Below are 21,171 nucleotides of genomic sequence, written 5' to 3'. Positions count from 1 at the left end.
CGAATGGGAAAAGCCGCGTCTCAATCAGGTGCTTGTGGCTGGCTAGACGCTGATGCGGTCTTCTCCTCGGGCATGATCCTGACCTCCACCGGCGTGCGCATGATGACCTCGCGATGCGGGAAGGGGATGTCGATATCGGCGTCCTTGAAGGCGTCCCACAGTGCCATCAGGACTTCTCCGCGGATATTGGTGAGACCATTGGCGGGGTCCGAGATCCAGAAGCGGAGCTTGAAGTCGAGCGATGAGGAACCGAAGGCCGTCATCCAGCAGACCGGTGCCTTATAGGCCGTGACGCGCGGTATCGTCTTGGCAGTCGCAATGGCGATCTCGACCACCTGATGCGGGTCGCTGGAATAGGCCACGCCGAAATCAACGTCGATGCGGACATATTCGCTGGAGAAAGACCAGTTGATCACCTGCTGGGTGATGAAGTCCTCGTTCGGAATCAGATATTCCTTGCCGTCACGGGTAATGACCGAGACGAAGCGCGCTCGAAGCTCCCGTATCCAGCCGAAGGTCTCGCCAAGCGAAATCGTGTCGCCCGGTTTGATCGACTTGTCCATCAGGATGATGATGCCGGAGATGAAGTTCGACACCACTTTCTGCAGACCAAAACCGAGACCCACACCGATCGCGCCGGACAGCACGGTGAAGGCGGTCAGGTCGATGCCGGTCGCCGACAGTGCAAAGGCGCCGGCAATCACGATCAGTACAATCTTCGTGAGTTTGCCCAGAAGCACCCGGATGGCTGGAGACACATCGTCGATGCGCTCGACACGATTGGCAACGATATTGCCGATGAAGACGGCGGCCCAGATCAGCGCTGCCGTGATGATCGAGCCCTTGACGACGGACAACAGCGATATCCGCGTGGCGCCCAGTGTGATCGCCGCAGCATTCATCGACGTTGTGACTTCATCGACGAAGCCGAGCAGGACCAGAGCAAGGTAGATCCACGTCCCCAGAGCCACAAGGCGGGCCAGCGAGCGATTGCGGATCACGCGTGTCAGAACGGCGACTACGAACCAGGCGATGGCGAGCGCAAGCGCCTTGGAGACAAGCCATGAACGGCTGGGCCAGGTAAAATGCTCGATCAGGATTTGCGCCAGCCACAGCCAGGCAATGAAGAATACCCAGCGCAGACGTCGCATGAAGGCGATGACCACCCGCAACAGGTCTGGATTGCCCTTGATATTGCGTGCGCGCCCCTCAACCATCGGCTCGACCAGACGTGCCAAAGCCACAGCCAGAACGATACCGACGATCACGATCACGAACTGATAGGTGCCCCAGTCATCGCGGAAAAGAGCGTAAATCCTTTCTTCGAGCAGGCTCAGCACGGATTGAACGGTCAATATGAAACTCCCAATGGCCGTCCGATACGGAGAGGCGATCTGCCACCCGTCGCCGTGGGCCTTGGTGTTCATGGTAGTGCGATGGCAGCCGGCGGTAAAGCGCCGGCTGCCAGGGGCTGGGCTCACCTGTTGTCGGGCTGCGCTCTGACAAGATTCAAACCGCGCTCCGTAATGGTATAAGGGCGGCTTGCTCTCGACTGGATAGCCCGCAGGCGCTTCAGTCTGCGGAATTGCTCAAGATCGAAGCTCGCAAAGAGCCAGCCCTCGCGCGTGAAGCACTGGCACTTTTCGATCTTGCGGTTTGCGTTGCGGGTTATTTCAATACGCCCGCCTTGGGCGAGCAGGTGGAGTATGCGCTGATCTGCGCGAGAAATGTCCATTGTCGGTGAAATCCGGAACACGCATCCTGAAGAGAACGCACAAAAACGTGTCCGCTGCCGCAAGGCCGCGGGGCTTCGCTTTTGTTTGGCCCATGCGCACTGATCACCTTGGATCGTGGGCAGGGGCCTTTACCGGGACTCGGACAAACCGAACATCAAAACTCCATGAACGAGGCCAGCAGGATGGGAGCAACGTCTTGTTCTGTCAATCCTGTGGCCAATCGGCTGATCGATGTGCAGGGCATCAATGGCCACTGGAAAAAGCCGACGACGAATGATCTACTGATCTCCCGCGACGAGGTTGCCCATGATCACCGTGAGAAGCGCAAGACTGGATGAAGCCGATATCCTGGCCGATATCGGTCTGCGGGCCTGGGAAAAGGCCATGATCCCGGTGGGGGAGACGGGTACCATGGTGGAATACGCCCGCAGGGCCTTTGTCAATTTTACCCACACATCCTGGATTACCATCTCGGTGGTGGAAATATCCGGTGATCCTGTCGGTTGGGCCTCCCGCGAGGAACTGGACGAGAATATTACCGACCTGTGGGTGGATCCTCTTCACCAGGGCAAGGGCCTCGGAAAGCTTCTGCTGGCCGAGATGGAGGCCGAAATCGAGCATCAGGGCTTCACCCAGGCGCGAATGCAAACCCATGCGCTGAATGCGGAAGCGGTCGGATTCTTTGAAAAGCACGGTTACGCGGTGCATTGGCTGACAGTCGTCTACAATCCCAAGCTTGATCGCGATGTCCAGACGATCGGGCTGTCGAAGCAATTATCCGTGGAGAAAGAGACGGTCAGCTATGGTCAGGAATTCTAGACGACGAGGATCGAGACGAAATAGCCGGTCAAGCCCAGAACAATGATGCTGTGCAGGACGGCAATCGTTTTGAGGTAACGGCGAAATGGCTGCTTTTGCGTCTTGTGGCGGAAGATCCGCTGAGCCGTCAGAGCGCCCGGACTGCCGCCGAAAAAGGCAAGCGTCAAAAGCTGCGCCTCGCTGATGCGCCGCCGGTTCGCCCGTGCGGCCGCCTTGTCCCACCAGTAAACGATGAAGACGACGGCATTATAGAGCGCGGCGGCGAGCAGCAATATCACGACGGTATCGGTTTCCATGCCAATGCTCTAGCGCAAGTCGGTTAATGGCGCATCCCTCTGGCCGTGGTGGCATCTTGCCGATCCCAAGCCTTGCGCAGGCGCAGCATTTGCTCTACCTCACACTCTGATTTTCAAAGCATCAGACGAGCCGACGATGACCCTAGTTGATACCCGCACTCCCGATCCGAAACGCATGATTGAAGGCGCCACTGGCGACTGGGAAGTCATCATCGGCTTGGAAGTCCATGCCCAGGTAACGAGCAAATCCAAGCTCTTCTCCGGCGCATCGACCGAATTCGGCAAAGCACCCAATGCCAATGTGTCACTTGTGGATGCGGCCATGCCCGGCATGCTGCCCGTCATCAACGAGGAATGCGTCAAGCAGGCGGTGCGGACAGGTCTCGGCCTGAAGGCCCAGATCAACAAGCGCTCGATCTTTGACCGCAAGAACTATTTCTATCCCGATTTGCCGCAGGGCTATCAGATCTCGCAGTTCAAGGATCCGATCGTCGGCGAAGGCAAGATCATCATCTCCCTGGGGCCTGACCGTCAGGGCAATTTCGAGGACATCGAAATCGGCATCGAGCGTCTGCATCTGGAGCAGGACGCCGGCAAGTCCATGCACGACCAGCATCCGACCATGTCTTATGTCGACCTCAACCGCTCCGGCGTGGCGCTGATGGAAATCGTCTCCAAGCCCGATATGCGCTCCTCCGAAGAAGCCAAGGCCTATGTGACCAAGCTGCGCACCATCGTGCGCTATCTCGGCACCTGCGATGGCAATATGGACGAAGGTTCGATGCGTGCCGACGTCAATGTCTCCGTGCGCAAGCCCGGTGGTGAATTCGGCACACGCTGCGAAATCAAGAACGTCAACTCGATCCGTTTTGTCGGTCTTGCCATCGAATATGAAGCCCGACGCCAGATCGCCATTCTGGAAGACGGCGGCGTGATCGATCAGGAAACCCGTCTGTTCGATCCCACCAAGGGCGAAACGCGTTCGATGCGCTCCAAGGAAGATGCGCACGACTATCGCTATTTCCCTGATCCGGACCTGCTTCCGCTCGAATTCGACGATGCCTTCATCGCGGAATTGGCAAAGGACCTGCCGGAACTGCCGGACGACAAGAAAGCCCGCCTGGTCAAGGACCTTGGCCTGTCGGTGTATGACGCCTCCATTCTCGTCTCGGAAAAGGCGATCGCCGATTATTACGAGGAACTGGCAGCCGGTCGTGATGGAAAGACGGCCGCCAACTGGGTCATCAACGACTTGCTGGGCGCCTTGAACAAAGCCGGCAAAGGCATTGAAGAGACTCCGGTTTCCCCCGCTCAGCTCGGTGCCATCATCGACTTGATCAAGGAAGGCACGATCTCAGGCAAGATCGCCAAGGATCTGTTCGAGATCGTCTGGAACGAAGGCGGAGATCCGAAGGACATCGTCGAAGCCCGCGGCATGAAGCAGGTGACCGATACCGGCGCGATCGAAAAGGCTGTCGACGAGATCATCGCGGCCAACCCCGATCAGGTTGAAAAGGCCAAGGCCAAGCCTTCGCTGGCCGGCTGGTTCGTCGGTCAGGTGATGAAGTCGACCGGCGGCAAGGCCAACCCGCAAGCTGTCCAGGCGCTGGTCAAGGCCAAGCTCGGGATCGTCGAGGAGTAAGGCCGGATGGTCTATTTCGTCCGCACCGCTGGTCCGAAAGACGCGGAAACCATTCGTGCGCTCATCGAAGAGACCTTTCATGATTCCTATGATGGTCTTTACGGTGCCGACCGTGCAACGAAGATGATCGACGAATGGCATTCTTTGGCTGCCATTCGCGATCGCATTTCCAAGCCCGGTGGAGAGTTTCTTGTCGCCGATAGCGGCAAGGACATCGGCGGCATGGGCTATGCAGCCATGTATCCGAAGATGGCCAAGACAGCCATGCTGCATCACCTTTATGTCCGTCCGTCCGCTCAGGGAGAGGGTATCGGCAGAGATATTTTCGCCGAACTCGAAACCTGCTTCCCCGATGCCGAGATCATGCGGCTTGAAGTCGCCGTCGAGAACACGCGCGCCATCTCGTTTTATGCACGGCTCGGCTTTGTCGAGGTCGACAAGGTCACAGATTGCGGCGGTCCCGGCTCAGGCCTGCCGGCTGTGCTGATGGAAAAACGTCTCGAACTCTGATCCGTCAGTTCTCAAACGGTATCTCTTCGGCGTTGCCATTCGCGTCGTAGAACATCACCGGCGCGCATTCGATCAGATATGGCCGAAGCGTCTTGTCGCAGGCCACTTTGGCAAGGGCGAGTGCGGTCTCCTTGCTATCCAGTCCGCACATGAATTCGTGCCAGTGAATACCCTCCTGATGCTGCACGAAAATGTCGATGCTGGTCCGTGCCGGATAGCAATAGGCGATCTCCAGGCAGTCCTCGTCGGTTCCGCCGCCAGTGATGCATTGCTGTTTGGCGCAGGCAAAGGCTTCTTGCGCGTCCTCGCCCACGCATACCCCGCTCGACATTTCAGGGGCCTCGACATAGGCAATACCCTGAAGTGTACCATCTTGCGCATTGGCTGTGGCGAAGGCTAAGGCAATGCCAACGGTGAGCGCCGGCACACGAATGACCATCCTGTTGTCCTCCTCTTTGCTCCCGCGATCAGGAAAGATTGAAATCTGAATATGAGGCACTGCGCATGAATCCGGAAGTGACTATTCGTATCGCCGAGGAGACCGATGTTCCTGCAATCGCGGCAATCTTTGCGACCGACATATTGGGCGGACATGGCGATACTGCTGATCCCGAAGCGCTGCCGGACTATCTTGCCGCATTCCATGCGATCACGGCTTCAGACAACGAGACTCTGTACGTTGCACTGGTCGATGGCACGGTTGTGGCGACCTTCCAGACTTTCGTCACCACGACAATGAGCGGGCGCGGTTCGTCCTCTATGATCATCGAGGCGGTCCATACGCATCCCGATGCACGCGGGCAGGGGATCGGGGCAGAGATGATCCGTTTCTGTATCGGCAAGGCCGAGCGCCTCGGGCTGCGTCTCGTGCAGCTCACATCCAACGCCACCCGCAAGGACGCACACCGGTTTTACGAACGGCTGGGCTTCGCTCCGAGCCATATCGGTTTCAAAATGAAGCTCAAATGACCAATTGCCCATTGCGAATCACTGGACATCGGCCTTGTGAGATTGCATAAGCGGGATACGGATTTTGAGACAGTAAGCCGAGCCCTTGCTCAAGGGCCGCGCCCAAGGAAAAGACATGAAACAGCTTCTCTTGGAAATCTTCACCTGGTGGAACGGTCGGACCATGGGAACGCGGTTCTTCACCTGGCGCAAGGGTACGAAGGTCGGTGAAGACGAATTGGGCAATCTCTACTACGAAGGACCCATGGCCTCGTGGGGCAAGCCCAAGCGCTGGGTCATCTACAAGGGTTATGCGGACGCGTCGACCATTCCTGCCGGCTGGCATGGCTGGATGCATTATCGCACCGATACACCGCCAAGCAAGGAAGACTACAAGCCCGCAGAATGGGAAAAGCCACATCGTCCGAACTTTACCGGTTCGGCACAGGCCTACCGCCCACCGGGTTCTATCGCAGTTGCAGGTGAGCGTCCGCGCGTTACCGGCGATTATGATGCTTGGACACCGGGCAACTGATACCGATTTGGCCATAATTTGAGTCTAGGCGCTTTCAAACCTGTTCGGACCGCCTGCGGTAAGCGGTGGTTTGCAGGGAAAAAAGGCTGGAGACGGGCGGATATGATTTCTTCGAAGCGCAATGCTTCAATCTTTGGGACGGTTCTTCTGGGTGCGGCAGTTATGTCTGCTGGCCTCTGGAACTGTGTGCGGCCAGCTGAGGCTGCGCGACTTGAAAATCCTGTCGCGGTCTTTTCCGGCATCGACAAGATTACCGGCCGCATCACATCCTTCGACGTCTATATCAACGAGACTGTTCAGTTCGGTGCGCTGCAGGTCACCCCGAAGGTTTGCTATTCGCGTGATGACAGCGAAGCGCAGCAGACCGACGCTTTTGTAGAAGTCGACGAAATCACCCTCGATCGCAAGATCCGCCGTATCTTTTCCGGCTGGATGTTTGCAGACAGCCCCGGCCTCAATGCCGTGGAACACGCGATCTATGACGTCTGGCTGAGCGGCTGCAAGGCAACCTCCGACGTTCCGCCGCCTGAGGGCGCGCAGGCCGTGCACGAAGCGCCTGTGCCGGAGAGCCAGAAGGAAAAACTGGAGGCTGCGCAGAAGGCGCAGTCGGACGCTCAGAGCACGAGCACTCAGCCGCAGCAGGACGGCAATCCGGATGCGGTCGCAGTCGACGGAGCAACCCAGCCCGTCGATCCGCAGGACGGCTCAGTGGCCGTTCCACCGCTCGACAGCCCGCAGGTCATCGGCGACCAGCCACAGGGCGAATTCAGCGCTGACGGTCAGCTCGATCCCCAAGGTCAGTTTAGTTCCGAGGGTCAGTTCGATCAGCAAGATCAGCTGCAGCCACTGAATGGCGATCAGCCGCAGGGTCAACCGGTGCAGCCGCAGATCGAAGGCGTTCAGCCAGGCAGCGTCGGATTGTTCTAGGACGGCATTTTGTCCGCGCGAAACAGGGTCTCTTTGTCGATACGATGGGTGCGTGATCACGGGTGATCGGCCCATTGTGCGTTACTTGAACGCCTTGCTTGGATTAGACATCGCCTCTTCCAGCAATTGCTGATACTCGGCTTTCGGAATTTCGATCGCGCCGAAGCTTGTCAGGTGGTCGGTGGTGAATTGCGTGTCGAGCAGTGTGAAGCCTTTGGCCTTCATCCGCTCCACCAGATGCACCAGACAGATCTTGGAGGCATTGGTCCGGCGTGAGAACATGCTCTCGCCAAAAAACGCGCTGCCGAGCGATACACCGTAGAGCCCGCCCACCAGTTCATCTCCCTCCCAGGCTTCCACCGAATGGGCGTGCCCGAGGGAGTAAAGGGCGCTGTAGAGGCCGCGGATCGTCTCGTTGATCCAGGTGCTGGGCCTGTCGTCTGCTTCCTCCGCACATTTTGCCACAACGAGATTGAAGTCCGTATCGACACGGATATCGAAAGGCGCCTTGCGCACGGCCTTGGCGAGGCTTTTGGAAACGTGGAAGTCGTTGAGGGGAATGATGCCGCGCAGATCGGGCTCGACCCAGAACAGTTCCGGGTCATCGGCGGATTCCGCCATGGGAAACATCCCGATGGAGTAGGCGCGCAGCAGGATGTCCGGAGTGATTGCCGTCTGCCTGCTGCGTCGCCCTGCCATCTGTCAGCCGTCAGGCCGAAGTCTTGGCCAGATATTCCTCCAGCCAATGAATGTCGTAATCGCCGTTTGCAATATCCGGGTTCGAGATCAGATCCTGGAACAGCGGCAGTGTGGTCTTGATACCGTCGATGACGAACTCGTCCAGCACACGGCGCAGACGCATCATGCATTCGACGCGCGTGCGTCCATGAACGATGAGCTTGCCGATCAGGCTGTCGTAGTAAGGCGGGATCTTGTAGCCGGCATAGGCACCGGAATCGACGCGAACGCCCAGACCGCCCGGAGCATGGAAATGCGTGATCGTGCCGGGCGACGGCACGAAAGTCCGCGGGTCCTCAGCGTTGATACGGCATTCGATGGCATGGCCGAAGAACACGATCTCGTCCTGCGTCACCGACAGTCCCGCGCCGGAAGCAACACGGATCTGTTCATGCACGAGGTCGATGCCGGTAATGGCTTCGGTGATCGGATGCTCAACCTGAAGGCGGGTGTTCATTTCAATGAAATAGAACTCGCCATTCTCGTAAAGAAACTCGATCGTGCCTGCACCGCGATACTTCATCTTGCGCATGGCGTCGGCACAGATTTCGCCGATCTTCATGCGTTGCTCGACGTTGAGAGCAGGGGAGTTCGCTTCTTCCCAGACCTTCTGGTGACGACGCTGCAAAGAGCAGTCGCGTTCGCCCAGATGGATCGCATTGCCGGCGCCGTCGCCAACAACCTGCACTTCAATATGGCGTGGCTTGCCCAGGTATTTTTCCATGTAAACAGCGGCATTGCCAAAGGCGGCAAGCGCCTCGGAACGGGCCGTGGAAACGGCTTCATCCAGTTCTGCTTCGTTCTTGGCCACCTTCATGCCGCGCCCGCCGCCGCCGGCTGTCGCCTTGATCAGAACGGGGAAACCGATCTCGCGGGCAACCTTCAGGGCGTTTTCAGGCGTAACTTCACCCTCAGAGCCCGGAACGACCGGAATGCCGAGTTCCATAGCCGTGACCTTGGCGGTGATCTTGTCACCCATCATGCGGATATGATCTGCGGTCGGGCCGATGAACGTGATGCCATGGGCTTCCAGAATGTCGGCAAACTTGGCGTTTTCCGACAGGAAGCCGTAGCCGGGATGCACAGCATCCGCGCCGGTAATCTCGCAGGCAGCAACAATCTGATGAATATTCAGATAGCTGTCGCGCGACTGCGGTGGGCCAATGCAGACACTCTCGTCGGCAAGGCGCACATGCATGGCGTTGGCGTCTGCGGTCGAATGCACGGCAACCGTTGCGATGCCGAGTTCCTTGCAGGCGCGCAGCACGCGCAGAGCAATCTCGCCGCGGTTCGCTATGAGTATCTTGGAAATGACAGCCATCAGCAATTACTCGATGATTACGAGTGGTTCGCCGTATTCGACGGGTGCGGAATCCTCGATGAGGATATCGACGACCTTGCCGGAGCGCGGCGAGGGGATCTGGTTCATCGTCTTCATGGCTTCGATGATGAGAAGGGTTTGGCCTTCCTTCACCGTTGCGCCGATTTCGATGAAGTTACGCGAACCAGGAGCGGGGGCGAGGTACACTGTTCCAACCATCGGGGCAGTGACAGCCTTCGAAAGGTCGCGTCCTGCGGGGGCAGCTTCGGCGGCAACAGCAGCTACGGCGACTGGTGCCGGGGCTGGCGCCGGGGCCGGAGCGGCATAGGTCGGCATTGCGACAGGGGTGCCGTTACGGGAAACGCGAATGCGCAGATCCTCCTGCTCCACTTCGATCTCGGTCAGATCGGTGTCGTTGAGGATATTGGCCAGATCACGGATCAGTGCCTGATCTATGCCGGATTTCTTCTCTGCCATGGATGTTGATCCTGTAATTGTTATTGTTTGATGGTGTTCAGCGCGTCCAGCGCCAGAATATAGCTATGCGGTCCAAAACCGCAGATCACGCCCTTGCACGCGGGCGCTATCATCGATTTGTGGCGGAATTCTTCTCGTGCGTGCACATTCGAGATGTGAAGTTCCACCACTGGAACGCCGATGGCCTTGATGGCGTCATGAAGGGCAATAGACGTATGCGTGTAGGCGCCGGCGTTAATCGCCACACCCGCCGCCTTGTCATTCGCCTCATGTATCCAGCTCACCAGATCGCCCTCGTGATTGCTTTGGCGAAAGTCTACGGCAAAACCCTTGTTCTCGGCATGGGCTTTGCACTCCGCCTCGATGTCGGCGAGGGTCTGGCCGCCATAAATCCCAGGCTCGCGCTTGCCGAGCATGTTGAGATTGGGGCCGTTCAGGACGAATAGGGTCTTGCTCATCAGTGGTTCCGTGGCCATTCGACCGCCTCCTATAGACCTGACGGGCCGCGAGGGAAAGCCCTTGCGGCCTGTAGGCAGGCCTTGTGTCCACATGGATCACAGGAAATCGAGGGTCAAGCCCGCAACGGGTAACTTGGTAAACGGCTCAGCAGCCGCCACCGCCGCATTGGCGCACGTCTTTAACCTTCTGCTCGAGGAGCTCGGCACCCAGCGCACCGAACAGGGCCTCGTCGCCGACAACGTAAGACGGCGTGCCGGTGATACCGAGATTGCTGGCCAGCTGATAGGTCTCGCGCACAGACTGGTCATTCGGGTTGCTGGCCATTTGCGCGCGGATATCGGCCTCGCTCACACCGAGCGAGGTCGCAACCGCGATGGCGCTGTCTTCCGTGGCGCGCCCTTGCGAACCCAGCAATGTCCGGTGAAATTCGGCGTATTTTTCCGGTGCCAGCTTGCGGAAGGCGTCCGATACCTTGTGGGCCGCAACCGAATCCGGACCGAGGATCGGAAGCTCCTTCAGCACGAAGCGCACATTGCTGTCACTGCTGATCACCTTGTCCATGTCGGACAGCGCGCGTTTGCAGTATCCGCAGTTGTAGTCGAAAAATTCGACAATGGTCACATCGCCATCCGGATTGCCAAGTGCGAGATCAGAGGAGGAATTGAAAATTTCGTCCTTGTTGTCGCTGATAGCCGCAGTCGCCTTGTCCTGACGTGCTTGCTCCTGCTTCGCCTCAAGAGCATTCTGCACATCGAGCATGATTTCCGGATTGGCGATCAGGTATTCCTTGATGAAGGCGCCGAACTCTTCCTTCTGCTTGTCGTCCAGCGCATGGGCCGAAAACGGCAGTGTAGTGGCGACACAAAGGGTCAGCGCGGCGGCAATATGCTTCAACGGCAAGGTCATAAGGTCCTCATTCTAAATTCGACCGGCAACGGCCCATAAGGGCCTGCGCGCGATCCTGCAATCTGCGCGAAGTCTAAGGGTAACCGCGCAGAAGATAAAACGTAATTTGATCGGCTCCCCGACAATCGCGGGATTGTGAAGATCGCAATATTGGGGCAATTGTCAGGCGCTCCCTATCTCGGGTGACAGGTGGAAAAGGCATAATTAAGTGATTTCAGTTTCGAAGCGCAGCGCAGTCGAACCCTTCCACGCGATGGATGTGCTGGCGGAGGCGACCCGTCGGCGCAATGACGGTGCTCCGATCATATCCATGGCCGTGGGGCAGCCAGGCCATCCTGCACCGCAAGCCGCCCTTGATGCCGCGCGCAAAGCGCTCGACCACGGTCGGATCGGATATACCGATGCGCTGGGACTTGCTGATTTGCGAACCGGACTTGCCGACCATTACCGTAAGCGAAATGGCTTGGACATTGATCCTGCGCGCATCGTGGTGACGACCGGTTCGTCTGCCGGTTTCAACCTGGCGTTTCTGTCTCTTTTCGATCCCGGTGACACAGTCGCGATCGCCCGACCCGGTTACCCCGCCTATCGCAATATCTTGAAAGCCTTGGGCCTCAACGTGCTGGAAGTGCCGGTCAATGCCGAGAGTGCCTACACCCTGACGCCGGAAGGCCTGCACGCCGCGCAAGGAAATGCAGGCGTTCGGGCCAAGGGCGTACTGCTTGCAAGTCCTGCCAATCCAACCGGTACTGTGACTGGCCGCGCGCAGTTAAAGGCGCTCGTCGATTACTGCCGTCAGGATAGCATCACCCTGATCTCGGACGAGATTTATCATGGGCTGACTTTCGGCACCGGCGAGACCAGCGCGTTGGTGCTGACCGACGACGTCGTCGTCATCAATTCATTCTCCAAATATTATTGCATGACGGGTTGGCGCATCGGCTGGATGGTGCTGCCCGATCAGCTCGTTCGGCCGATCGAATGCGTTGCCCAAAGTCTCTATATCTCCGCACCCGAATTGTCGCAGTTGGCAGCCATTGGCGCCCTTGGAGCCGATGTGGAACTGGAAGCCTATAAGCAAGCCTGTCGCAGCAATCGAGACTTTCTGGAGCAGCGGTTGCCGGAAATCGGCTTCTCGGTTCTCTCCCCGATGGACGGCGCTTTCTATGCCTATGTCGACGTAAGCGCCTTTACCAATGACAGTATGGAATTTGCCAAACGCATGCTGGCCGAGGCCGATGTCGCGGCAACGCCTGGCCTCGATTTCGACCCGGAAGAAGGACATCGCGCCATGCGCTTCTCCTATGCGGGCACCATGGAAGAGATGGTTGAGGCAACCGACAGAATTGCCCGATGGCTCAAGTGATTGTCTTTTAAATCAGATGGTTGGGCCTGTTTTCGGAATCAAGACTAAAACCTCTTGAATCAATCTGTAAAGGACAGGCTTGTCTGCGAACGAGCAAAGGCCAACATGACTGAAATTCTGCTTCGCGAAAAATATAACACGGCACCCGATATCCTGACGCCACGCCTGCTGATGCGCGCGCACCGTGCATCTGATTTCGACGCGGTAGCGACGATGTGGGCCGATGACGATGTGGTCCGTCATATCACCGGCAAGCCGTCGACACCCACGGAAAGCTGGGCGCGCCTGATACGTTATATTGGCCACTGGCCGGCACTTGGCTTTGGCGGTTGGGCACTGGAGGATCGGCAGACCGGCGCCTATCTCGGCGCGGTCGGCTTTGCAGACTACAAGCGCATCATCACACCATCGATCAGCGGTATACCTGAAGCCGGGTGGGTGCTGGCACCCCATGCGCATGGGCGCGGTCTTGCGCATGAAGCGCTTTCCGCCTCTCTGCAGTGGGCCGATCGCCACTTTGTCGAAGACAGGATTGCCGCCATCATCTCTCCGGAGCATGAGCGCTCGATACGCCTCGCCGAGAAATGCGGCTTCGTTGCAATGGGAAATGCAATGCTGGCGGATGATCCTGTGCTGTTGATGGAACGCCGCAGAGCGCCCCGCTGACGTTCATCGCACAAACGAAAAACGGCCGCGCAATGCGCGGCCGTTTTTAAATTCTACCTGGGCATCTCTCAGAAGAAACCGCGCTTCTGCCACCAGCCGCCCTTCTTGGGCTTGGCTGGCTCTTCATCGTTTCCGGCACTGGCCGCAGTCGACGTGACGACCGGTTCGGAAGACACAACATTGTCTCCACGGTTGGAACGAACTGCCTTGGCATCCTCAGTCGCCGCATCCGCTTCTTCACCAACAGATGCGGTTGCCTCAGCAAGCGGAGAGGCCTCTTCAGCTGGTGCTTCGACGTCTGCTACCTTTTCCACAAGCTCAGGCTCAACCTTGGCCGGGCCTTCCTCGATCACCGGTACTTCAACCGGAGAAACAGCAATCTTCGCCTTGCGGGTGCGGCGCGGCTTCTTCGGTGCAGCGCCCTCCTGAAGCGATTCCGCCGATTCGATCACGGCCATCGCAGTCGGCTCTGCGGCATCCTTCGCCTCGGCGACGTCTTCGATCAGTTCAGCAACGGTTTCGGTTTCGCCGTCGTCGCCATTTCCGTTTTCGCCGTCAGACTTGTCGGTCTCGCCATCATTGTCCGATGCGTCAACTTCACCCTCAGGGCGATTGCGACGTCCGCCACGCTTGCCACGGCGGCGACGCTTGCGCTTGCCGTTACCTTCGCCATCGGCAGACGAATCGCCGTTTTCGGCACTCGCGCTATCGCTGTCGCTGTCGTCATCGTCCTCGTCATCGCCAGCATCTTCGCTGACGCTGTCGGAAGAACCGTTTTCGGCCGCCCGCTCGTCAGAGCCGTTACCATTCTTGCCACGACGACGCCGACGACGCTTGCGCTTGCGGTTGCCTTCACCGTCACCGTCTTCCTTGTCGACGGTTTTCGTTGCAACCGGTGCTGCGACTTCCAGCGTATCGTCTTCTTCGTCATCTTCCGGCTCGGGAACGAAGTCATCTTCTTCGATCTCGGGCAAGGCAGACAGAAGGGTTTCGATCTTGACCGGGTTTTCGACGGCTTCACCGCGATCGACAGCAAAGTGCTGATGACCGATGGTGGCATCGGCTTCAATGGTGATGGTCACACCGAAGCGGTTCTCATAATCGATGATGGTCGCACGCTTCTGGTTGAGAATGTAAAGCGCGGTTTCCGGCGTTGCGCGCACAGTAATGTCGTGCGTCGTGCTCTTGAGCAGGAATTCCTCGACGCCACGCAGAACGTGAAGCGCCACGGACGACTGCGAGCGGATAAGGCCGGTCCCTGTGCAATGCGGGCAGACCTGCGTCGTCGATTCCAGCACCGATGCGCGAATACGCTGACGCGACATTTCCAGAAGGCCGAAATGCGAGATGCGGCCAACCTGAATGCGGGCGCGATCGTTCTTCAGGCAGTCCTTCAGCTTCTTTTCGACAGAGCGATTGTTGCGCTTCTCTTCCATGTCGATGAAGTCGATGACGATCAGGCCGGCAAGGTCGCGCAGGCGAAGCTGGCGTGCCACTTCTTCCGCAGCTTCCAGGTTGGTCTGCAGCGCGGTGTCTTCGATCGAGTATTCGCGGGTCGATCGACCCGAGTTGACGTCGATGGCAACCAGCGCTTCGGTCTGGTTGATGATGATGTAACCGCCGGACTTCAACGTCACCTGCGGCTGCAGCATCTTGTCGAGCTGGCCTTCGATGCCGGAACGCGAGAAAATCGGGTGCAGGTCACGATACGGCTGAACCACCTTGGCATGACTCGGCATCAGCATCTTCATGAAGTCTTTTGCTTCGCGGTAGCCTTCTTCGCCGGCCACGATAACTTCATTGATGTCCTTGTTGTAGAGGTCGCGGATCGAGCGCTTGATCAGCGAGCCTTCTTCATAGACGAGGCATGGTGCAGTCGAGGCGAGCGTGAGCGTGCGGACATTCTCCCACAGACGCATCAGATATTCGAAGTCACGCTTGATCTCGACCTTGGTGCGATTGGCACCAGCTGTTCTGAGGATCACACCCATGCCCTGCGGCACTTCCAGGCTGCGTGCAACTTCTTTCAGGCGCTTGCGGTCTGTTGGCTGCGTGATCTTGCGGGAAATTCCGCCGCCCCGTGCGGTGTTCGGCATCAAAACAGAATAACGACCGGCCAGCGAAAGATAGGTGGTCAGAGCCGCACCCTTGTTGCCACGTTCTTCCTTGGCAACCTGCACCAGCAGGATCTGCCGGCGCTTGATGACTTCTTGAATGCGGTACTGCTTGCGCGGCTTGCGAACGATGCGGTCAGGAACCTCTTCCATGGCGTCTTCAGCGCCGACGGATTCGATCTCTTCCTTCTCGTGATTGTCATCGTCGTCGTCGTCATCGCGCGAACGACCGCCAACTTCTTCCGAAACCGAATCGCTATCGACCATGGCAGCCATGGTCGAACCATTGCCGCCGTCTTCGTTGTCATCGCTATCGGATGCGCCAGGAGCTTCGTCGGCTGCGGCAGTCTCTTCAGCAGGCACCTTGTCGGCTGCCTTCTTGCGCGGCTTGCGCACACGCTTGGGCTTTGCCTTGGGCGTCACGTCCTCGGCTGCTGCGGCCTCTGGCTGTGCCTCAGACGCGTCTTCCGGTGCATTTGCCTCGGCGACCACTTCTTCTACCGCGCTTGCAACGCCCAGATCTGCTTCCGGCTGTTCGTCGGCGGATGCATCGTCGTGGTCGTCATTGCGGCGGTGCTCTTCGGCTTCCGCCTGCACGAGCGCCTGCCTGTCGGCCAGCGGGATCTGATAATAATCGGGATGGATTTCGGCGAAGGCCAGAAATCCGTGACGGTTGCCACCGTAATCGACGAAAGCGGCCTGGAGTGAAGGCTCAACGCGCGTTACCTTGGCCAGATAGATGTTCCCGCGCAGCTGCTTCTTGTGCTGCGACTCGAAGTCGAATTCCTCTATCCGGTTACCGCGTACGACAACGACGCGCGTCTCTTCTTCGTGAGACGCGTCGATAAGCATTTTGTCTGCCATAGTAAGATGTGCTCCTCGGCGCGGTTGCGAAGAAGCAAAACCGCCCGCTGCCTTTCGGCAGGGACGGTCTCATTCACGAAATGCGCCGGTAATAATTGTTCGCGCCTGTCATTTTCGCGTGATGCAGCCCGAGGACCGACGGGGGCATGCATCGCCCTTGCTCCGTGGTATCTGGGGGAAATCCGCTCAAAAAACATAAATGACCATACGTGAACGACAATGCCATAGACCCTTGGGGTCCGATGAGTGCCCTTTGGTAAGGGCGATTGGTGTTAATCCACCTGAAAGGTGGGCCGGCCACATGCCGACTTTCCGATTCAGTTTCAGGAAAAAAATGCAATGACGGCGGATGAGCATCCGACACTCAAGGCGCCAAGTCCTTAAAAAGGTTGGCAGCCGTGGCGGTGATTCTATCCCATCGGCACTTTTAACCCTCACTTGCCTTGTATGTTTTCTGTGTGACAATAGCAAGTGCTAACACTAGCCGCCATAATGTCGTGTGAATTGTGGTGCTTACAGGTTTTTGCAAAGAATCGACTTACTTTCGGTTGGCGTAGGCTCCACGAAAGGATTGTCGGCTATGAAAATGCAATTTTAAAGCGGCCCCAGGCGGAATTTGGTACGCTTTTATTCAAAAATGACATGCGGAAATAAATTGGGTGTAACGATCTGCTGATGTTTGAAGGCAATTGGGGACAGGCTGCGCATAGCGTTGCGCAAGCCGTTTTGCGGATTTTTTTTGTGGCCGGAGCGATCTTGGCGATGGAGTGGCCTGCGCTTGCGACGGCGCCGGATGCCGATCCGGCAGCGGTTGCTGAACCGCTTGTCGCCTATGGCGCGCGCATTGCTGGGGACAAGGTGAGGACCCGGATCGTCATCGACTTCGAAAAGGAACCGGAGTTCAAGGTTCATTATATAGCCTCGCCGCCACGCATCATCGTCGACCTGCCGGCAACGGCATTCAATTTTGATGCGTCGGAACTTGAGGCACGCGGCCTGTTCAGCGACATTCGGTATGGTGCGATTGATGCGGACTCTGCGCGCCTCGTCCTGACAGCCGAACATCCGGCGCGCCTTGTGATGAGCGAGGTTCAGGAAGATGTCGAGGGAAAGGGCTACCGGCTCGTTCTTGACGCAGAGACGGCGCCCGATCATGTCTTCAACGATCTTGTCAGAATGGGCTGGAACGAGACGGCAACCGCATCCAGACCGGGCAGGGCGGGGCGCGTTCCGCCGGTGGCGCCCGCAAAACGCGGCGATTTCGTCGTTGCGATCGATGCCGGCCATGGGGGCATCGATGCTGGTGCTTCGGGCGCGGTCACCAAAACGCCCGAAAAGGAAATCACGCTGGCCTTCGCCAAGGAGTTTGCCGATGAACTCAACCGTCAGCCCGGTTTCCACGCATTCCTGACCCGTACCGGAGATGAGTTTCTCTCTTTGTCGGAACGCGTGGCAATCGCCAGACGAAACGAGGCCAATCTCTTTATATCTTTTCACGCGGACACGCTGCGCCAGAGCTATATTCGGGGGGCGACCGTCTACACCATTTCGGATAATGCGTCTGACAAGATGGCCGCGAGCCTGGCGGAACGGGAGAACCTGTCCGATGAGGTCGCTGGTGTCGCCCAGTCGGTTGAGCCAGATCAGGTGACCGATATCCTGCTCGATCTGACGCGGCGCGAAACCCAGGCATTCTCTGTGTCGCTGGCTGATTCGGTGGTGAAATCCTTCGAAGGTGAAGTTGGCCTGATCAATAATCCGCATCGCTATGCGGGTTTCCGCGTGCTTCAGGCTCATGATGTGCCGTCGATTTTGTTGGAATTGGGCTTTCTGTCCAACAAGGAGGATGAGAAACTTCTGTTGGACCCGAAATGGCGCGCCAAGGTTTGTGGTCTGCTGACAGAAGCGGTCAAGAAGTACCATCTGCCGATCATCGCCAATGGCGGTTGAGCGGATGGGGCGGCTCTATTTGCGGGCTGCCCCTGTAACGAATCGGAGAGTGAGCCAGTTTGGCCCTATTTTTCCCACATTCGATCCGTTATTCCCCAATGACGCGGCTGCTTTATCGAATCTCGATGAGTTTGCTCGCCGCCGCTTGCCAACTGGGTGCTCGCGTGCAAAAGGCCAGCATATGTGCGATGTTGTTTCATCGCCCGGCATTTGGGTCTGGGTGGATTTGTGGGTCGCTACCGCCTTGAGCGGAGAGGCTTTACTCCCTGGACGAAACGAAAGAGCGGGAGCAGCGCACCTCGTCGCGCCAACGGATAACGAAGAATGCAGAATTTCTTGCCGGTAAATCGACCATGATCAGACTGATTGGATATCTCTTCGGGCTCGCCTCTGTACTGGCCTTGGGCCTAGCGGTTGTCGTTGCGGTTTATCTCACCGGCGTTTCGAGGGATCTGCCGGACTATGAGGTACTGTCCAGCTATGCGCCTCCGGTCACGACCCGCTTCCATGCCGGCAATGGGGCCTTGATGGCGGAATATGCGCGCGAGCGTCGTCTGTTTTTGCCCATCCAGGCAGTCCCCGATCGCGTCAAGGCAGCCTTCCTTTCGGCTGAAGACAAGAATTTCTACAACCACCCGGGCGTCGATGTTTACGGTCTCGCGCGCGCGATCGTGACCAATGTGCAGAATATCGGCTCAGGCCGTCGCCCGGTCGGGGCCTCGACGATTACCCAGCAGGTGGCCAAAAACTTCCTGCTCTCGTCCGACCAGACCATCGACCGTAAGGTCAAGGAAGCCATCCTGTCGTTCCGCATCGAACAGGCCTATTCCAAGGACAAGATCCTCGAACTCTATCTGAACGAGATCTTCTTCGGCATGAATGCCTATGGTATCGCCGGCGCTGCTCTGACCTATTTCGACAAGTCGGTCACGGAACTGACCATTTCGGAAGCCGCCTACCTGGCATCGCTTCCCAAAGGCCCATCCAATTACCATCCTTTCCGTCATCCCAAGGCAGCGCTCGAGCGGCGCAACTGGGTGATCGACCGCATGGTGGAAAATGGCTTTATCAGCCAGCCGGAAGGTGATGCCGCCAAGAAGCAGCCGCTCGGCATCAACCTTCGCCAGACCGGCTCCTATATCTTTGCATCCGATTACTTTGCCGAAGCCGTACGCCGTCAGCTGATTGAAAAATATGGCGAGAAGGCACTGTATGAAGGTGGCTTGTCGGTACGGACCTCCTTCGATCCCAAGATGCAGGTCTTTGCGCGCAAGGCGCTGCAGGACGGTCTGATCAACTACGACGAGCGTCGCGGCTTCCACGGCCCCATCGACCATATCGACGTCAATGGTGACTGGGGTGCACAATTGGCAAAGCTCACTCCGCTTCGTGACGTTCCCGAATGGGATCTGGCCGTCGTCCTCGCCGTCTCCGCCAAGCAGGTGGATATTGGCCTGCGGCCGCAGCGAGAGGAGGGGGGGAAGTTCTCCGCTGACCGCGATACGGGCCGTATTGAAGCCAAGAATATGGAATGGGCCTTCCGCTCCGCCAAGGGAGACCGCAAGACCACCAAGACACCTGAAGGCGTCGTGGAACCGGGTGATGTGGTCTATGTTCAGGCCATGGGCGAAGACCAGGCCGGAAGCTATCGCTTGCGTCAGCCGCCCAAGGTTCAGGGCGGTCTCGTCGCCATGGATCCGCATACGGGCCGCGTGCTGGCCATGGTTGGCGGCTTCTCCTATGCCCAGTCCGAGTTCAACCGGGCAACGCAGGCCATGCGTCAGCCGGGCTCATCGTTCAAGCCGTTCGTCTATGCCGCGGCTCTCGACAATGGCTACACGCCTGCATCGGTGATCCTCGATGCACCGGTCGAATTCGTATCGGGCGGACAGGTCTGGCGTCCGCAGAACTACGGCGGAGGCTCGGCCGGCCCATCGACGCTGCGTCTTGGCATTGAAAAGTCGCGTAACCTCATGACGGTTCGCCTGGCCAATGACATGGGCATGAACCTTGTCGCAGAATATGCCGAACGTTTCGGCGTCTACGACAAGATGCTGCCGGTTCTGGCCATGTCGCTCGGTTCGGGCGAAACGACGGTGCTGCGCATGGTGTCGGCCTATTCGGTCTTTGCCAACGGCGGCAAGCAGATCAAGCCGACGCTGATCGACCGCATTCAGGATCGTTACGGCAAGACCATCTTCCGTCATGAAGAGCGGGTCTGCGAAGGCTGCAACGCTAACGAATATTCCGGCCAGGAAGAGCCAGTTGTCGTCGACAATCGCGAGCAGGTTCTCGATCCGATGACCGCTTACCAGATCACCTCCATGATGGAAGGTGTGGTCAAGCGCGGGACGGCAGCCGGCAAGGTCAAGCTCGATCGCCCGGTCGCGGGCAAGACGGGCACGACCAACGATGAAAAGGATGCCTGGTTCGTTGGCTATACGCCGAATCTGGTCGCCGGCCTTTACATCGGTTTCGATACACCGACCCCGATGGGCCGTGGCGCGACCGGTGGTGGTCTGGCTGCCCCGATCTTCAACAACTTCATGCAGAATGCCGTGAAGGATCGTCCGGAAGGCAAGTTCAACATTCCGCAAGGCATGAGCCTTGTCCCCGTCGATCGCAAGACCGGAATGGCCGCAGCGGAAGGTGACCCGGATACCATCATCGAAGCCTTCAAGCCCGGTACAGGTCCGGCCGACTTCTTCTCCGTCATCGGTATGGATGAATATATGAACCCTGAGGAAATCCTGCGCACCTCGCCGCAGGCCAATCAGGCTGTAACCTCCGGATCAGGCGGGCTTTTCTGATCCCATCACGTCCTTTGCGTTTGCGCCCGCCCTTTACATCGAGGGCGGGCGCAACTATTCACGGGCAGAATTTTTCCGCACGAACAA

The 21,171-nt window shown here is 58.1% G+C and carries 20 protein-coding genes and 1 pseudogene; 11 read left to right on the top strand and 10 right to left on the bottom strand.

Going from position 1 to position 21,171, the window contains the following annotated elements; all coding sequences use genetic code 11:
* Nucleotides 1–20: 20 nt before the first annotated feature.
* The gene (locus ACWPM9_RS12845; protein WP_484757650.1) at nucleotides 21–1,355 is read right to left on the bottom strand and encodes a mechanosensitive ion channel family protein; all 1,335 of its coding nucleotides are present in this window, start codon (nucleotides 1,353–1,355) and stop codon (nucleotides 21–23) included.
* A 122-nt stretch (nucleotides 1,356–1,477) separates the two neighbouring features.
* Nucleotides 1,478–1,735, bottom strand: a complete 258-nt coding sequence (locus tag ACWPM9_RS12840; RefSeq protein ID WP_428185000.1) for a YjhX family toxin — start codon at nucleotides 1,733–1,735, stop codon at nucleotides 1,478–1,480.
* A 165-nt stretch (nucleotides 1,736–1,900) separates the two neighbouring features.
* Between ACWPM9_RS12840 and ACWPM9_RS12835 the strand changes: the two genes are divergently transcribed.
* On the top strand, nucleotides 1,901–2,074 hold the full coding sequence (locus ACWPM9_RS12835) for a hypothetical protein (RefSeq protein WP_484755387.1): 174 nt from the start codon (nucleotides 1,901–1,903) through the stop codon (nucleotides 2,072–2,074).
* Nucleotides 2,043–2,555, top strand: coding sequence for a GNAT family N-acetyltransferase (locus ACWPM9_RS12830; RefSeq protein WP_428184998.1), 513 nt, complete (start codon nucleotides 2,043–2,045; stop codon nucleotides 2,553–2,555). Before ACWPM9_RS12835 ends, ACWPM9_RS12830 begins: the two co-directional genes overlap by 32 nt.
* Here ACWPM9_RS12830 and ACWPM9_RS12825 read toward each other — a convergent pair.
* On the bottom strand, nucleotides 2,552–2,851 hold the full coding sequence (locus tag ACWPM9_RS12825) for a DUF1294 domain-containing protein (RefSeq protein WP_484755386.1): 300 nt from the start codon (nucleotides 2,849–2,851) through the stop codon (nucleotides 2,552–2,554). The two genes, ACWPM9_RS12830 and ACWPM9_RS12825, sit on opposite strands and share 4 nt — an antisense overlap.
* Before the next feature lie 136 nt (nucleotides 2,852–2,987).
* On the opposite strand from ACWPM9_RS12825, the gene gatB reads away from it, so the two are divergent.
* The gene (gene gatB, locus ACWPM9_RS12820) at nucleotides 2,988–4,493 is read left to right on the top strand and encodes an Asp-tRNA(Asn)/Glu-tRNA(Gln) amidotransferase subunit GatB (RefSeq protein WP_484755385.1); all 1,506 of its coding nucleotides are present in this window, start codon (nucleotides 2,988–2,990) and stop codon (nucleotides 4,491–4,493) included.
* A 6-nt stretch (nucleotides 4,494–4,499) separates the two neighbouring features.
* The gene (locus tag ACWPM9_RS12815) at nucleotides 4,500–5,003 is read left to right on the top strand and encodes a GNAT family N-acetyltransferase (RefSeq protein WP_428184995.1); all 504 of its coding nucleotides are present in this window, start codon (nucleotides 4,500–4,502) and stop codon (nucleotides 5,001–5,003) included.
* A gap of 4 nt (nucleotides 5,004–5,007) precedes the next feature.
* Here the strand turns inward: ACWPM9_RS12815 and ACWPM9_RS12810 are convergent, their stop codons facing one another.
* On the bottom strand, nucleotides 5,008–5,442 hold the full coding sequence (locus tag ACWPM9_RS12810; RefSeq protein ID WP_484755384.1) for a hypothetical protein: 435 nt from the start codon (nucleotides 5,440–5,442) through the stop codon (nucleotides 5,008–5,010).
* 65 nt (nucleotides 5,443–5,507) lie between these two features.
* On the opposite strand from ACWPM9_RS12810, the gene ACWPM9_RS12805 reads away from it, so the two are divergent.
* The 3 genes and pseudogenes from ACWPM9_RS12805 to ACWPM9_RS12795 form a co-directional block, all read left to right on the top strand.
* Nucleotides 5,508–5,972 (top strand): GNAT family N-acetyltransferase, encoded by a 465-nt coding sequence (locus ACWPM9_RS12805; RefSeq protein WP_484757649.1) that lies wholly within the window; start codon nucleotides 5,508–5,510, stop codon nucleotides 5,970–5,972.
* Nucleotides 5,973–6,087: 115 nt separating this feature from the next.
* The gene (locus tag ACWPM9_RS12800; RefSeq protein ID WP_428184993.1) at nucleotides 6,088–6,486 is read left to right on the top strand and encodes an NADH:ubiquinone oxidoreductase subunit NDUFA12; all 399 of its coding nucleotides are present in this window, start codon (nucleotides 6,088–6,090) and stop codon (nucleotides 6,484–6,486) included.
* Nucleotides 6,487–6,648: 162 nt separating this feature from the next.
* Nucleotides 6,649–7,029 (top strand): annotated as a pseudogene (locus ACWPM9_RS12795) (DUF2155 domain-containing protein); the annotation flags it as partial.
* 465 nt (nucleotides 7,030–7,494) lie between these two features.
* Here the strand turns inward: ACWPM9_RS12795 and aat are convergent.
* The 5 genes from aat to ACWPM9_RS12770 all read right to left on the bottom strand — a co-directional run bounded on the left by aat (nucleotide 7,495) and on the right by ACWPM9_RS12770 (nucleotide 11,314).
* Nucleotides 7,495–8,112, bottom strand: a complete 618-nt coding sequence (gene aat, locus ACWPM9_RS12790; protein ID WP_428184992.1) for a leucyl/phenylalanyl-tRNA--protein transferase — start codon at nucleotides 8,110–8,112, stop codon at nucleotides 7,495–7,497.
* A 10-nt stretch (nucleotides 8,113–8,122) separates the two neighbouring features.
* Nucleotides 8,123–9,472 (bottom strand): acetyl-CoA carboxylase biotin carboxylase subunit, encoded by a 1,350-nt coding sequence (gene accC / locus ACWPM9_RS12785; protein ID WP_428184991.1) that lies wholly within the window; start codon nucleotides 9,470–9,472, stop codon nucleotides 8,123–8,125.
* Between the two features lie 6 nt (nucleotides 9,473–9,478).
* Nucleotides 9,479–9,949: an acetyl-CoA carboxylase biotin carboxyl carrier protein gene (gene accB / locus ACWPM9_RS12780; protein WP_428184990.1), complete on the bottom strand. Its 471-nt coding sequence runs from the start codon at nucleotides 9,947–9,949 to the stop codon at nucleotides 9,479–9,481.
* 20 nt (nucleotides 9,950–9,969) lie between these two features.
* A complete protein-coding gene (aroQ, locus tag ACWPM9_RS12775; protein ID WP_428186447.1) occupies nucleotides 9,970–10,407 on the bottom strand; it encodes a type II 3-dehydroquinate dehydratase in 438 nt (145 codons plus the stop codon).
* A gap of 145 nt (nucleotides 10,408–10,552) precedes the next feature.
* A complete protein-coding gene (locus tag ACWPM9_RS12770) occupies nucleotides 10,553–11,314 on the bottom strand; it encodes a DsbA family protein (RefSeq protein ID WP_484755383.1) in 762 nt (253 codons plus the stop codon).
* A 208-nt stretch (nucleotides 11,315–11,522) separates the two neighbouring features.
* On the opposite strand from ACWPM9_RS12770, the gene ACWPM9_RS12765 reads away from it, so the two are divergent.
* Both ACWPM9_RS12765 and ACWPM9_RS12760 read left to right on the top strand, forming a co-directional pair.
* Nucleotides 11,523–12,680, top strand: a complete 1,158-nt coding sequence (locus ACWPM9_RS12765; protein WP_484755382.1) for a pyridoxal phosphate-dependent aminotransferase — start codon at nucleotides 11,523–11,525, stop codon at nucleotides 12,678–12,680.
* A gap of 105 nt (nucleotides 12,681–12,785) precedes the next feature.
* Entirely contained in the window at nucleotides 12,786–13,346 is a 561-nt protein-coding gene (locus ACWPM9_RS12760; protein ID WP_484755381.1) for a GNAT family N-acetyltransferase, read from the top strand.
* 68 nt (nucleotides 13,347–13,414) lie between these two features.
* Here the strand turns inward: ACWPM9_RS12760 and ACWPM9_RS12755 are convergent, their stop codons facing one another.
* The gene (locus ACWPM9_RS12755) at nucleotides 13,415–16,324 is read right to left on the bottom strand and encodes an Rne/Rng family ribonuclease (RefSeq protein WP_484755380.1); all 2,910 of its coding nucleotides are present in this window, start codon (nucleotides 16,322–16,324) and stop codon (nucleotides 13,415–13,417) included.
* Nucleotides 16,325–16,999: 675 nt separating this feature from the next.
* Between ACWPM9_RS12755 and ACWPM9_RS12750 the strand changes: the two genes are divergently transcribed.
* The gene (locus tag ACWPM9_RS12750; protein WP_484755379.1) at nucleotides 17,000–18,274 is read left to right on the top strand and encodes an N-acetylmuramoyl-L-alanine amidase; all 1,275 of its coding nucleotides are present in this window, start codon (nucleotides 17,000–17,002) and stop codon (nucleotides 18,272–18,274) included.
* A 353-nt stretch (nucleotides 18,275–18,627) separates the two neighbouring features.
* Nucleotides 18,628–21,084: a penicillin-binding protein 1A gene (locus tag ACWPM9_RS12745; RefSeq protein ID WP_428184984.1), complete on the top strand. Its 2,457-nt coding sequence runs from the start codon at nucleotides 18,628–18,630 to the stop codon at nucleotides 21,082–21,084.
* Nucleotides 21,085–21,171 lie beyond the last annotated feature (87 nt).

It is taken from the genome of Agrobacterium sp. H141 (genome assembly GCF_057158725.1).
This window is presented reverse-complemented; position numbering and strand designations above follow the sequence as displayed.

Bases quoted from the DNA above. Each gene is read 5' to 3' on its own strand.
- ACWPM9_RS12840 (WP_428185000.1), bottom strand. From the start codon at position 1,735: ATGGACATTTCTCGCGCAGATCAGCGCATACTCCACCTGCTCGCCCAA.
- ACWPM9_RS12835 (WP_484755387.1), top strand. From the start codon at position 1,901: ATGAACGAGGCCAGCAGGATGGGAGCAACGTCTTGTTCTGTCAATCCT.
- ACWPM9_RS12830 (WP_428184998.1), top strand. From the start codon at position 2,043: ATGATCACCGTGAGAAGCGCAAGACTGGATGAAGCCGATATCCTGGCC.
- ACWPM9_RS12825 (WP_484755386.1), bottom strand. From the start codon at position 2,851: ATGGAAACCGATACCGTCGTGATATTGCTGCTCGCCGCCGCGCTCTAT.
- gatB (WP_484755385.1), top strand. From the start codon at position 2,988: ATGACCCTAGTTGATACCCGCACTCCCGATCCGAAACGCATGATTGAA.
- ACWPM9_RS12815 (WP_428184995.1), top strand. From the start codon at position 4,500: ATGGTCTATTTCGTCCGCACCGCTGGTCCGAAAGACGCGGAAACCATT.
- ACWPM9_RS12810 (WP_484755384.1), bottom strand. From the start codon at position 5,442: ATGGTCATTCGTGTGCCGGCGCTCACCGTTGGCATTGCCTTAGCCTTC.
- ACWPM9_RS12805 (WP_484757649.1), top strand. From the start codon at position 5,508: ATGAATCCGGAAGTGACTATTCGTATCGCCGAGGAGACCGATGTTCCT.
- ACWPM9_RS12800 (WP_428184993.1), top strand. From the start codon at position 6,088: ATGAAACAGCTTCTCTTGGAAATCTTCACCTGGTGGAACGGTCGGACC.
- aat (WP_428184992.1), bottom strand. From the start codon at position 8,112: ATGGCAGGGCGACGCAGCAGGCAGACGGCAATCACTCCGGACATCCTG.
- accC (WP_428184991.1), bottom strand. From the start codon at position 9,472: ATGGCTGTCATTTCCAAGATACTCATAGCGAACCGCGGCGAGATTGCT.
- accB (WP_428184990.1), bottom strand. From the start codon at position 9,949: ATGGCAGAGAAGAAATCCGGCATAGATCAGGCACTGATCCGTGATCTG.
- aroQ (WP_428186447.1), bottom strand. From the start codon at position 10,407: ATGAGCAAGACCCTATTCGTCCTGAACGGCCCCAATCTCAACATGCTC.
- ACWPM9_RS12770 (WP_484755383.1), bottom strand. From the start codon at position 11,314: ATGACCTTGCCGTTGAAGCATATTGCCGCCGCGCTGACCCTTTGTGTC.
- ACWPM9_RS12760 (WP_484755381.1), top strand. From the start codon at position 12,786: ATGACTGAAATTCTGCTTCGCGAAAAATATAACACGGCACCCGATATC.
- ACWPM9_RS12755 (WP_484755380.1), bottom strand. From the start codon at position 16,324: ATGGCAGACAAAATGCTTATCGACGCGTCTCACGAAGAAGAGACGCGC.
- ACWPM9_RS12750 (WP_484755379.1), top strand. From the start codon at position 17,000: ATGTTTGAAGGCAATTGGGGACAGGCTGCGCATAGCGTTGCGCAAGCC.
- ACWPM9_RS12745 (WP_428184984.1), top strand. From the start codon at position 18,628: ATGATCAGACTGATTGGATATCTCTTCGGGCTCGCCTCTGTACTGGCC.